An 11825-nucleotide genomic window follows, 5' to 3' on the forward strand; every position below is an offset into this window, starting at 1 on the left:
GCTCGCGGTGCCGCCGCCCCTGTGATGCTGTGCACCGATCTAACACCCAAGGGCGGGCCCGGTCGAGCGGTTCCGATGATCTTGATCAGCGGGTACTGACCGCGCGGCGCCGGTTCAGTGGGCGCGCGCCATGTAGCGGTCCTCGCTCGGCAGCGTCACCCACAGCACCAGGTAGATCACGAACTGCGGCCCGGGCAGCAGGCAGGACAGCAGGGCGAGCAGCCGGACGGTCGACGGCGCCATGCCGAACCGCTGGGCGAGGCCCGCGCAGACGCCGCCGATGATCCGGCCGTGACGCGGACGATAGAGGCCGTTCATGATGTTCCGTCTCCCCGATTCGTTCGAGTGAACACCGGGCGGTCGGCCCGGGGGGCCGCGGTTCTCACGGCCACGACGTCCACGCTACGAACCGGGCACCCGGTCCCACATCGCCCGTACGGGTCGTTCCGTGCTCCCCCGGAGGAGGACGTCCACGGCCTCCGGCGCTCCCCCTCGGGGATTACGGGATGTCCCTTAGGGGACGTTGTGGCGGGCCACCAGGTCGGGCAGGCCGTCCAGGTCGTCCAGGACGAACAGGCATGCGGCGAGGGCCTCGGCGTCCTCCTGGATGTGGCCCCACGGGCCGCGCCGCAGGAACGCCGCCTTCATCCCGAACGCGATGGCGGGACGCACGTCGTTGTCGATGCGGTCCCCCACGTACAGGACGCGGTCCGGCAGCACGTCGGCGATCTGCGCGCACCGCTCGAAGAACTCCGGCGACGGCTTCTCCACGCCCCAGACGTCGGAGATGCCGATGACGTCGGTGTCCAGCCCGAGGGCCTCCGCCTGCTCGGCGGCCTCCACCGGCTGGTTCCCGGCGATCCCGACGTAGAGGCCCTGCTCGCGCAGCGCCCGCAGGCAGGCCCGCGCGTCCGGGTACAGGTCGTCGACGCCGAACCCGTTCGACACGCCGGCCTCCACCCGCCGCTTCTGCTCCGCCTCCAGGTCGAAGCCCGGCCGGAAGTACTCGAACACGTCCCGGTGGCCGCCGCCGGTGGCGAGGATCGCGCCCAGCTTGGTGAGGAACGTGTGCCGCGGGACGCCCAGCCAGTCGGCCCAGCGCCCGTAGATCTCGCCCTCGTTGATCAGCGTCTCGCCGAGGTCGAAGAAGACCGCCTGGATCGGCCGGGGAGAGGGTACGCGGGCGCCGCCCGCCGGGGGGTGCGGGGTCACGGGCGGGCCAGGTCGACGGTGGTGCCGGGCGCGAGGCGGCGGAACTCCCTGCCGAGCTCCTCGCCGGCGCCGGCCAGAACGCGTTCCATCACCGACAGGCCGACGTCGTTGAGCAGTCCGTCGTGGATCGCGAAGGCGCGCTCCGGGCGGACGGCGCGGGTGTACTCGTACAGGTCGACGGCCCGCATCCACGGCGCGTTGCCCGGCAGGCACAGCGTCGGGACGGGGACGCCGGGGACGGTCAGCGCGTCGCCCGGGTGGAAGACCTCGCCGTCCACCAGGAAGCCGACGTTGGGGATCGGCGGCAGGTCCGGGTGCATGATCTCGTGGTCCTCGCCGTACACGTGCACGTCGAAGCCGGCGATGGTGAGGGCGTCCTCGTGACCGACCTGGTGGACGCGGCCGCCGAGGTCGGCGAGGTTCTCGGTGACGACCCGCGACGTCCATACCTCGAGCGCGGGATCGGCGGCCATGGCGCGGCGCAGCCCGTCGGCGTCGAAGTGGTCGAAGTGCTCGTGGGTGATCAGTACGGCCTGCGCCCCGGCGTAGGGGTCGGCGTCCCCGGTGAGGGCGCCGGGGTCGATGACGAGGGTGCGGTCGTCCTGCGCGAGCCGGACGCACGCGTGGCCGAGCTTGGTGAGACGCATTGATCCAGTTTTCCACGCAGGGCCGGTGAACGGACCATTGACCGGCGCTATCGCCGCTGATACAACACGGTGAACGCCACTAGAACTCGTTCTAGTTCGGGCGTGCCCCGGAGCGAGGAGGCGGCGGATGCCCGTTCCCGACCAACGCGATCCCGAGGTCACCAGGACCGCTCTGGCGGACTGGCTCGGCGAGCGGCTGCCCGGCGCGGCGGTCCCGCATCTGGAGACGCCGCAGACCAGCGGCTTCTCCAGCGAGACGCTGATGTTCGACGCCGAGTGGACCGAGGACGGCGCGCGGCGGCGCGCGCCGTACGTCGCGCGGGTCGCGCCCGCGAACTACCAGATCTTCCCCGAGCCGCGGTTCGAGGAGCAGTACCGGCTGATGCGGATCCTGGACGAGCGCACCGACATCCCGGTGCCGCCGATCCGCTGGTACGAGCCGTCCGGTGACGTGCTCGGCGCGCCGTTCTTCGTGATGGGCCGCATCGACGGCCGGGTCCCGACCGACATGCCGCCGTACCACATGGACGGCTGGGTGACCGAGGTCGCGCCGGACGAGCGCGCCGCGATGTGGTGGTCCACGCTGGAGATCATCGCGCGGCTGCACAGGCTGGACGTCAAGGAGCTCGGCCTGGAGTTCCTCGACATGCCGGCATGGGGCGCCCCGGGCCTGGAGCAGCGGCTCGGCTACTACGAGCACTACCTGCACTGGGCGTACAAGGGCCCGCAGGAGACGGCGCTGAAGGCCCTCGACTGGCTGAAGGCGAACCGGCCCGAGGAGCCGGACGCCCCCGTCGCGCTGTGGGGCGACGCCCGCATCGGCAACGTGATCTTCCAGTCGGGCGTCCCGGCCGCGGTGCTGGACTGGGAGACCGCGATGCTCGGCGCCCCCGAGGAGGACCTCGCCTGGTTCATGTTCCTGGACCGGCACCACTCCGAGGGCGTCGGCGCGGCCCGGCTGGAGGGCTTCCCGTCCTACGCCGACACGATCGCCCGCTACGAGGAGCTGCTCGGGCGCCCGATGCGGGACATGGCGTACTACGAGATCCTGTCCGGCTTCAAGTTCTCGGTGATCATGGCGCGGATCGGCCAGGCGATGATCGACTTCGGCTGGATCGACCAGGACGCCGACTTCCCCCACAACAACAACTGCACGCAGCTGCTGGCGCGCATCCTCGGAGGCGACGCGTGACCCTCTCGCCGCTCGACGACTATCCGATCCACCAGGCGCCCGAGGTGATGCGGCACGTCACGACGTCGGACCGCAACTTCTACGACCGCTACTACTTCAACGTCCACCCCTGCTCCGACGAGATGATGATGCTCATCGGCATCGGGCAGTACCCGAACCTCGGAGTGATGGACGCGTTCGCGGTGATCCGGCGGGGCCCGCTGCACAAGGTGGTGCGGGCGTCGCGGGAGCTCGGCAACGACCGCATGGACACGACGGTCGGGCCGTTCCGCGTCGAGGTCATCGAGGGGCTGAAGCGGCTGCGGGTCGTGCTGGACGAGACCGAGCACGGCCTGTCGTTCGACCTGACCTGGGACGGGGCGATCCCCGCGACGCTCGAACCGCCGCACTACCTGCGCTGGCAGGAGCGCGTCGTGTTCGACTCGCGGCGCCTCGCCCAGACCGGCCGCTGGACCGGCACCATCACCGTCGACGGCGAGACCATCGACGTCACGCCGGACCACTGGTGGGGCTCGCGCGACCGCTCCTGGGGCATCCGGCCCGTCGGCGAACCGGAACCGCCCGGCATCCAGGTGAAGAACGCCGGGACGTTCTACTGGCTCTACGCGCCGATGCAGTTCGAGGACCACTCCATCCTCTGCATCGTGCAGGAGGACGAGAAGGGCCGGCGCATCCTGGAGGAGTCCACGCGCGTCTGGCCGGACGGCCGCGAGCCCGAGTACCTCGGCCGTCCCGAATACCGTCCGGAATACGCCGAGGGGACGCGGGACGTGGTGACCGCGACGCTGCGGTTCGCTCCCCCGGGCGGCGAGCCGTTCGAGATCCGCGCGACGCCGATCCTGCCCGTCCACCTGATGGTCGGCACCGGGTACGGGCTGGAGCCGGACTGGAAGCACGGCATGTACCAGGGGCCCGACCTGAAGGTGCAGGGCGTCGCCTACGACACCCGCAAGCCCGACGACGCCGCCCGCATGTGGGGGATGGTGGACGCCGTGGGCCGCTATGAGTACCTGGACGGCGCCGCGCCCGGGGACGCCGCCACCGGCCACGGGCTGTTCGAGTACTGGGCGCTCGGCCCGCACCCGTCGTTCCCCGAGAGCGCCTGAGCACCGCGCGGGTTCTGCGAGACTGGCCACCGTGACGACGCCGCCATCGCAGGATCCGGACGACGCGACGGGCCGGACGCGGCGGCGGAGGGAACTGGACCGGCAGGTGCGCGACCGCTACGGGACCTGGCGCGACCAGCCGCGCGGGCTGGCCTGCGCGGTGGTCGCCGCGTTCCTGGTGCTGACCACGGTGGCGTTCGTGTTCGCCGTCGTCGCCGTCGTCATGGCCGCCCGCTGAAAGCCCCGCCGAAAGCCCGCTGGGAACGCAGCCGGGGCGCCGATCCGCAGCGGATCGGCGCCCCGGCCCCTCATGTCGGGCCCGGCCCCGCGGGGCGGGCCGGTCATGTCACGTCGCGGTCCCCTCGGCGATGGTGAAGGCCACGTCGCCCTGCGGGTCGACCTGGGCGTCGAGGGTCTTGTCGTCCAGCAGCTGGGCGACGCTCGGCTCCAGGTAGACCTTGGCGCCCGACTCCTCGACGACCTGGTCGCCGGCCTCGGGCGCGGGCGCCACCGAGAGCCGCAGCGCGTCCGAGCCGTCGAGCCCGGACTCGATGCGGATGCCGGTGTCCGGCGGAAGCTCCGGATTCGCGGTCACGGTATTGATGACCTGGACGGCACCGCTGGTCAGCGTGAGCACGATCAGCTCCTCACGTCTCATGGTGTTCGTTTCGGATGGGGGTCTGCCCCACCCTCCCCGCTGCGAGGTGCGGTAAACCATCACGGCGGGCGAACTTTCCGACGCGGAGAGTGACCGGATTCTCAGCCGGCGTCGGGCGCGAGGGCCCGCACGGCCTCGGCCGGCGACAGCCCGCCGCCCGGGACGATCGCCAGCACGGGCGTGGTGAGCCCGTTGTCGACGTACTCGCGGATCCGCGCGCGGCACGCCTCCGGCGACCCGTGCACGATCAGGTCGTCGACGACCTCGTCCGGGATGACCTCCAGCGCCTTCTTGCGGTCCCCCGCGGCCCACGCCTCGTTCATCGGGCGCAGCGCCTCGCCGCGGCCGAGCCACTGGTGGAACGCCCGGTACACCGGCACGTTCATGTACGCGGCGATCATCCAGCGGGCAATCCCGCGGGCCTCCTCGGCGTTCTCGGTCGGGCAGACGAACAGCCGGGCGATCAGTTCGGGGTCGTCGCCCAGCTCGCCGCGGACCGTCCGCACGTCCTTGGGCGCGAGCCAGTTGGTGATCGCGCCGTCGGCCTCGCGGGCGGCGAGCCGCAGCATGCCGGGGCGCAGCGCGGCCAGCACGATCGGCGGCGGCGTCGCGGGCGCGTTCTCCAGCTTGAAGCCCTTGACCGAGAAGGTCTCGTACTCCTCCTTGACCTTCTCGCCGGCCAGCGCCTTGCGCAGGAACCGCAGGGTGTCGCGGGTGCGCTTGTAGGGCTCGGTGAACGGGATGCCGTTCCAGCGCTCGACGATCGTGTCGGACGAGGTGCCGATGCCGAGGACGAACCGTCCGGGCGCGAGGTCGGCGAGGGTGGCGGCGTGCGAGGCCAGCAGCGCGGGCCCGCGGGTGTAGACCGGCACGATCGCCGGGCCGAGGCGCAGCCCCGGGTCCCACTGGGACGCCAGGGCGAGCGGGGTGAACGCGTCGGTGCCGTTGGTCTCGGCGGACCAGGCGTCGGTGTACCCGAGGTCGGACAGGCCCGCGACGATCTCGCGGTGCTCGGCCAGCGGGACGCCGGTCAGCGGAATGGTCAGTCCCCAGCGCGACATGTCTCTCCTCAGGCGATCGAGGCGCGGATGGTGGAGCCGCCGTCGATGACGAGGGTCTGCCCGGTCATCCAGGACGCGGTGTCGCCGGCCAGGAACACCGCGGCGTGGGCGATGTCCTCGGGCTCGCCGATGCGGCCGAGCGGCATGTGCTTGCCGATCTGCTCCTCGTTGTTCTCCCACAGGGCGCGGGCGAGGTGCGTCTTGACCAGGCCGGGGGCGATGCAGTTGACGCGCACCTTCGGCGCCAGCTCCATCGCGAACTGCCGGCTGAGGTGGATCACCGCGGCCTTGGTGGCGTTGTAGTAGCCGATGCCGTGTTCGGTGGACAGACCGCCGACGGACGCGATGTTGATGATCGCGCCCCCGCGCTCCTGCAGCGACGCGCGCCAGGCCAGCTGCGTCCACTGGACGATCGCGAACTGGTTGATCTCGACGGTCTTGGCCGCGGCGGCGGGCTCGATGTCGGCCATCGGGCCGAAGTAGGGGTTGGTGCCGGCGTTGTTGACCAGGATGTCCAGGCCGCCGAACTCGGCGACGGCGGCGTCCACGCAGGCGGCGGCCTCGTCGGCGTGCCCGACGTGGGCGGCCTTGGCCAGCACGCCGGCGTCCGGGCTGGCGGCGCGGATCTCCTTGGCCACCTCGTCCAGCGACTCCTGCTTGCGGGAGGAGATGACGACGTTGGCGCCCTCGGCGGCGAGCGCGGCGGCGATCGCCTTGCCGATGCCCCGGGACGCCCCGGTGACCAGGGCCGTCTTCCCCTGAAGTCCAGTCCGCATCCGCGTTTCCCTTCTCGGCTGACCCTTCATACAGAATCCGACTCGGTCACTCTAGCCCAAGTGACTGACGAGTCAGTTAGCTGCCCCGTCCAGCTCGCCGCCGCGCTCCAGCACGAACGCGCGGAAGCCCTCGACGACGGGCGGGCGGGTGCGCTCGGGCGCCCAGACCAGGCCGATCGTCCGCACCCCGCCGGGGTCGGCGAGGGTGAGGTGCCGGACGCCCGGGACCTCCTCGCCCGCCGGCGGCGGCGCCACGATCGCGACGCCGAGCCCCGCCGCGACCAGCCCCCGGACGGTCGCGGTCTCCTCCCCCTCGAACGCGATCCGCGGCCGGGCCCCGCACAGGCCGAACAGCTCCTCGGTCACCGCCCGCAGGCCCGTCCCCTCCTGGAACGCAACGAACGGCTCGTCCAGCACGTCCCGTACCCGGGCGCGACGGCGCGACGCCAGCCGGTGGTCGGCCGGCACGGCGAGCTGGAGCCGCTCGGTGACGAGCGGGCGCCAGACCAGCGCCGGGTCCGCCGGGCGCGGGCTGGTGATCGCGAGGTCGGCGCGGCCGTCGAGCACCATCGCGGCGACGCGCTCGGACCGGTCCTGGCTGAGCCGGAACGTCACGCCGGGGTGGTCGCCGCGGTACCGGCGGATCAGGCCGGGGACGAACGACGGCCCCTGGGTGTGCAGGAACGCCAGCGACACCTCGCCGCGCCCGGGGTCGGCGGCCTGCGCGAGCGCGCGCCGCGCCGCCTCCTCCTCGGCGACGAGCCGCCGCGCGTGCTCGGCGAACACCCGCCCGTACCGGCTGAGCGCGACGCCGCGCCCGACGCGGTCGAACAGCGGACCGGACATGCTCACTGCGAATCCGTTAGGCTGTGAGCTGTGGCGCGGCAGACGAAGCGGGCATTCAAGTACCGCTTCTATCCCACGGACGAGCAAGCAGCAGAGCTCGCCCGCACACTCGGGTGCGTGCGCCTCGTGTACAACAAGGCACTGGAGGAACGCACTCGCGCCTGGTACACCGAACAGCGCCGCGTCTCCTACGTGCAGTCCTCGGCCGCACTCACCGCGTGGAAGAAGACCGACGACTTAGCGTTCCTCGCCGAAGTGTCGAGTGTGCCGTTACAGCAGGCGCTGCGGCACTTGCAGACCGCGTTCACCAACTTCTTCGCCGGACGCGCCAGGTACCCACGGTTCAAATCGAAGAGGAAGTCGCGGGCGTCGGCGGAGTACACGAGTAGCGCCTTCCGCTGGCGCGATGGAGCGTTGACGCTGGCGAAGATGTCGGAGCCGCTGGACATCGTGTGGTCGCGTCCACTCCCTGTAGGAACGACGCCCTCCACAGTGACGGTGTCACGTGATGGCGCGGGCCGCTGGTTCGTGTCAATCCTGTGCGCCGACACCATAGCCCGGCTGGACCCGGTCGACCGGGCAGTGGGCGTGGACGCGGGAATCACCTCGCTGGTGACCCTCTCCACCGGGGAAAAAGTCACCAACCCCCGGCACGAGCGCCGCAACCGGGAACGGCTCGCCAGGGCACAGAAGGACCTGGCCCGAAAGGTCAAGGGCTCAGCGAACCAGAACAAAGCCCGCCGCAAGGTTGCCCGTATCCACGCCCGGATCACCGACCAGCGGCGGGACTTCCTGCACAAGCTGTCGACTCGGCTCGTCCGTGAGAACCAAACGGTCGTGATCGAGGACTTGAACGTCCGCAACATGGTCAAGAACCACTCGTTGGCCCGCGCGATCTCGGACGCGGCATGGCGAGATCTGCGGACGATGCTGGAGTACAAGGCCGACTGGTACGGCCGCGAACTCATCGTGACCGACCGGTGGTTCCCATCCTCCAAGACATGCTCGCGTTGCGGCACCAGCACCGAGGCGATGCCCCTCGACGTGAGGGAATGGGAATGCCGATGCGGCGTGGTCCACGACCGCGACGTCAACGCCGCGAAGAACATTCTGGCCGCCGGGCTGGCGGTTGCGGCCTGTGGAGCCGACGTAAGACCTAAACGACGCAAGTCTGGCAGGCAGACGGCAACGAAGCAGGAAATCCAGCGGGCGACCGCTGAACTCTCTCGCCGTTAGGCGGATGGAGGAAGCCAAGTCGCTGTGCTGCACGCGTGGCGCCGGGCAGCAGCATCGGCGGCACCGCCGGCGGCGTCGCCTACGAGCGCGGCCACTGGACCGGCACCGGCCTGTACGTCCTGGTCCTGCTGGGCGTCGCGCTGCTGGCCGCCGCCGGGATCACGTCTGCCCGCTGGGTGGGACACCGCTCTTTCTAACAGACGCTTGGTTGTTAACCTGCGCGCGTGACCACCACCGCCAAGAAACGCCTTCCGGCCGTCGAAGGCTGGTTCACCGCCGAGGACGGGGACGTGCGGCTGCTCGGCACGCGCTGCTCGTCCTGCGGGACCCCCTACTTCCCGCGCAACGAGCTGGCCTGCCGGAACCCCCGCTGCACCGGCCCGAAGGACGGCTCGGAGCTGGCCGAGTACGCGCTGTCCGCGCGCGGGCGCGTCTGGTCGTACGCCGACGCGCGCTACAAGCCGCCGGCCCCGTACGTCTCGCCCGACCCGTTCGTCCCCTACACCGTCGCGGCCGTCGAGCTGGACGCCGAGAAGATGGTCGTGCTCGGCCAGGTCGCGCCCGGCTGCACCGTCGACGACCTGAGGATCGGCATGGAGGTCGAGCTCACCGAGGGCGTCCTGTACGAGGACGACGAGGCCGAGTACACCGTCTGGATGTGGAGGCCGGTCAAGTGAGTCGCGACATCGCCGTCCTCGGCGCGGGCATGCACCCGTGGGGCAAGTGGGGGCGCAACTTCGTGGAGTACGGCCTCGCCGCGGCCCGCGCCGCGCTGGCCGACGCCGGACTGACCTGGCCGGACGTCCAGTACGTGGCGGGCGCCGACACCATCCGCAACGGCTACCCGGGGTTCGTCTCGGGCGCGACGTTCGCGCAGGCGCTCGGTTGGAACGGGGCGCGGGTGTCCAGCTGCTACGCGGCCTGCGCGTCCGGCGCGCAGGCGATCGCGTCGGCGCGCGCGCAGATCCTCGCGGGGCTGTGCGACGTGGCGCTGGTCGTGGGCGCGGACGCGGCGCCGAAGGGCTTCTTCAAGCCGGTCGGCGGCGACCGCCCGGACGACCCGGACTGGCTGCGGTTCCGGCTCCTCGGCGCCACCAACCCGATCTACTTCGCGCTGTACGCGCGCCGCCGGATGGAGATTCACGGCGCGACGCTGGACGACTTCGCCGCCGTCAAGGTGAAGAACGCCCGGCACGGGCTCGCCAACCCCAACGCCCGGTACCGCAAGGAGGTGACGCTGGAGGACGTCCGCGAGTCCGCCGTCGTCGCCGACCCGCTGCGGCTGCTGGACATCTGCGCGACCAGCGACGGCGGCGCCGCGCTGGTGCTGACCTCGGTGGAGTTCGCGCGCAGGCACGGCATCGCCGACCCGGTGCGCCTGTCCGGGCTGTCGACGGTGACGCCGACGTTCCCCAAGACCGTCGTCGACCTGCCCGACTTCGCCACGGACTCGGCCCTCGCGGTGCCCGAGCCGGACCGCCCGTTCCGCGCCGCGATCGCGCACGCCGCCTACGAGGAGGCCGGCATCGGCCCGGACGAGCTGTCGCTCGCCGAGGTGTACGACCTGTCCACGGCCCTGGAGCTCGACTGGTACGAGGACATCGGGCTGTGCGAGGTCGGCGGCGCCGAGGAGCTGCTGCGCTCCGGCGCGACCGCGCTCGGCGGCCGGATCCCGGTGAACCCCAGCGGCGGGCTCGCCAGCTTCGGCGAGGCGATCCCGGCGCAGGCGATCGCCCAGGTCTGCGAGATGACCTGGCAGCTGCGCGGGCAGGCCGAAGGCCGCCAGGTCGAGGGCGCCCGCGCGGGCATCGCGGTCAACCAGGGGCTCTTCGGCCACGGCTCGGCGATGATCGCGGTCCGCTGACGGCCCCGGCCGCGCGCCGGACTCCGGGCCTGCGGTGGTCTCCCGGGGGCGCGGTGGGCTTCGGGCCTGTGGTGGTCTCCGGGCACGGCCGTCTCTGGGCGCACGGCCGTCTCTGGGCGCGCGGCGCCCGGCATGAGACGATCCGCCGGTGGGCGTTCCACCGGCGGGGAGCCGCCCGTGGACGACCGGCCGGACGGCGAGCGCGGGGGTGGCGATGGACGACGGCGGCGGGGAGCGGCGGCGGCTTCCCTCCGGCCGGCACCGGCTGTCGCGCGACTACGTCGCCGGGCACCAGGTCGCGCGCATTCTCGCCGCCGTCGTGGAAATCGCCGGGACGCTGGGATACCGCGGCCTGACCGTCGATTCCATAATCGCGCACGCGGGCGTTTCACGGGCGACGTTCTATGTCCATTTCAAGAACAAGGACGATGCCTTTCTGCGGGCCAGCGACGTCGTCGTCGAGCAGATGATGGACCGCGTCGTGGAGGCCTATCAGGGCCAGCCCGACGCGACCGGGCGCGTCCGGGCGAGCCTCGGCGCGCTGCTGGGATACCTGTCCGAAAACCCGCGCGCGGCGCGGATGTGCATCGTGGAGTCGATGTCGGCGGGACCGCTCGCGGCCGAGCGCCGCGACCGGGCCCTCGCGGCGTTCGCGCAGGTCGTGACGGACAACATGCACGAGCTCTTCCCGCACTACCCGAATCCGGAGCTGATGGCGGAGACCATCGTGGGCGGGATCTACCAGGTCGCGTACTCGCGGATCGCGCGCGGCGAGACCGAAAGCCTTCCCGAACTGCGCGACGGCCTGCTCCACACGTTCGCGGTGCCGGACCCTGAGCGCTGGGGGCCGGACGCCCCGTCCCGCGAACCCGAATCGGCCGGGCTGGAGTCGCGTTCGTCCCGGGGCGAGTAGGGCCGCGGGCGGCGGCCATTCCCGCGGCTCGCGGGGAGTTGGCAGCGGGCGCGCACATTTGGGAAACGCCGCCGTTTTTCATTAGCGTCCGGTGCGCGGGGTGAGAGCCGCCACAGGACCCGCCCGCAACGCCGCGGGGGGCCCATTGGTCCAGTTGAAGCCCGCGATGCCAGCGGTCGCCGGGACGGTCGGGGAAACCCGTGGCCGGATACGGCCAGCCCGGCCGGGAACCGGAATGACCGGCCAGTCAGATCCGGTGCGGCCACCCGGTCATCCCACGTCCTGCGCGTTCGCCCGCCGGCTCCACGCAGCGT

Annotated in this window: 15 protein-coding genes; 8 read left to right on the top strand and 7 right to left on the bottom strand. The window is 71.7% G+C overall.

What is annotated here, in order from left to right; genetic code table 11:
• Positions 1–114: 114 nt before the first annotated feature.
• The 3 genes from QP089_RS09685 to QP089_RS09695 form a co-directional block, all read right to left on the bottom strand.
• A complete protein-coding gene (locus tag QP089_RS09685) occupies positions 115–318 on the bottom strand; it encodes a PspC domain-containing protein (protein WP_285911078.1) in 204 nt (67 codons plus the stop codon).
• A gap of 195 nt (positions 319–513) precedes the next feature.
• A complete protein-coding gene (locus tag QP089_RS09690) occupies positions 514–1212 on the bottom strand; it encodes an HAD family hydrolase (RefSeq protein ID WP_285911079.1) in 699 nt (232 codons plus the stop codon).
• On the bottom strand, positions 1209–1859 hold the full coding sequence (locus QP089_RS09695; RefSeq protein WP_285911080.1) for an MBL fold metallo-hydrolase: 651 nt from the start codon (positions 1857–1859) through the stop codon (positions 1209–1211). Before QP089_RS09695 ends, QP089_RS09690 begins: the two co-directional genes overlap by 4 nt.
• 127 nt (positions 1860–1986) lie before the next feature.
• Between QP089_RS09695 and QP089_RS09700 the strand changes: the two genes are divergently transcribed.
• From QP089_RS09700 to QP089_RS09710, 3 genes are read left to right on the top strand one after another with little or no spacing between them, the layout of a single operon-like run.
• Positions 1987–3051 carry a phosphotransferase family protein gene (locus tag QP089_RS09700; RefSeq protein ID WP_285911081.1) on the top strand — a complete coding sequence of 355 codons (1065 nt, stop codon included), beginning with the start codon at positions 1987–1989 and terminating at the stop codon, positions 3049–3051.
• Complete coding sequence (locus tag QP089_RS09705; protein ID WP_285911082.1) at positions 3048–4157, top strand: Rv3169 family protein; 1110 nt, start codon at positions 3048–3050, stop codon at positions 4155–4157. The genes QP089_RS09700 and QP089_RS09705 overlap by 4 nt, the downstream gene beginning before the upstream one ends.
• Positions 4158–4188: 31 nt before the next feature.
• Positions 4189–4395 carry a hypothetical protein gene (locus QP089_RS09710; RefSeq protein ID WP_285911083.1) on the top strand — a complete coding sequence of 69 codons (207 nt, stop codon included), beginning with the start codon at positions 4189–4191 and terminating at the stop codon, positions 4393–4395.
• 108 nt (positions 4396–4503) lie between these two features.
• Here QP089_RS09710 and QP089_RS09715 read toward each other — a convergent pair whose 3' ends face one another.
• The 4 genes from QP089_RS09715 to QP089_RS09730 all read right to left on the bottom strand — a co-directional run bounded on the left by QP089_RS09715 (position 4504) and on the right by QP089_RS09730 (position 7498).
• Entirely contained in the window at positions 4504–4815 is a 312-nt protein-coding gene (locus QP089_RS09715) for a Fe-S cluster assembly protein HesB (protein WP_285911084.1), read from the bottom strand.
• Positions 4816–4916: 101 nt separating this feature from the next.
• Positions 4917–5876 (bottom strand): LLM class F420-dependent oxidoreductase, encoded by a 960-nt coding sequence (locus QP089_RS09720; protein WP_285911085.1) that lies wholly within the window; start codon positions 5874–5876, stop codon positions 4917–4919.
• Between the two features lie 8 nt (positions 5877–5884).
• Complete coding sequence (locus QP089_RS09725) at positions 5885–6652, bottom strand: SDR family oxidoreductase (RefSeq protein WP_285911086.1); 768 nt, start codon at positions 6650–6652, stop codon at positions 5885–5887.
• A gap of 72 nt (positions 6653–6724) precedes the next feature.
• Positions 6725–7498, bottom strand: coding sequence for a LysR substrate-binding domain-containing protein (locus QP089_RS09730; protein WP_285911457.1), 774 nt, complete (start codon positions 7496–7498; stop codon positions 6725–6727).
• A 30-nt stretch (positions 7499–7528) separates the two neighbouring features.
• Between QP089_RS09730 and QP089_RS09735 the strand changes: the two genes are divergently transcribed.
• The 5 genes from QP089_RS09735 (at position 7529) to QP089_RS09755 (ending at position 11511) form a co-directional block, all read left to right on the top strand.
• Positions 7529–8734 (top strand): RNA-guided endonuclease InsQ/TnpB family protein, encoded by a 1206-nt coding sequence (locus tag QP089_RS09735; protein ID WP_285911087.1) that lies wholly within the window; start codon positions 7529–7531, stop codon positions 8732–8734.
• A 35-nt stretch (positions 8735–8769) separates the two neighbouring features.
• Positions 8770–8931, top strand: a complete 162-nt coding sequence (locus QP089_RS09740; protein WP_285911088.1) for a hypothetical protein — start codon at positions 8770–8772, stop codon at positions 8929–8931.
• Positions 8932–8958: 27 nt separating this feature from the next.
• Positions 8959–9411: a Zn-ribbon domain-containing OB-fold protein gene (locus QP089_RS09745; protein ID WP_285911089.1), complete on the top strand. Its 453-nt coding sequence runs from the start codon at positions 8959–8961 to the stop codon at positions 9409–9411.
• Positions 9412–9440: 29 nt separating this feature from the next.
• Positions 9441–10598, top strand: a complete 1158-nt coding sequence (locus tag QP089_RS09750; protein WP_446474021.1) for a lipid-transfer protein — start codon at positions 9441–9443, stop codon at positions 10596–10598.
• 148 nt (positions 10599–10746) lie between these two features.
• Complete coding sequence (locus tag QP089_RS09755; protein WP_285911091.1) at positions 10747–11511, top strand: TetR/AcrR family transcriptional regulator; 765 nt, start codon at positions 10747–10749, stop codon at positions 11509–11511.
• Positions 11512–11825: the final 314 nt, after the last annotated feature.

Source organism: Actinomadura opuntiae (assembly GCF_030283205.1).
Classification (GTDB): domain Bacteria; phylum Actinomycetota; class Actinomycetes; order Streptosporangiales; family Streptosporangiaceae; genus Spirillospora.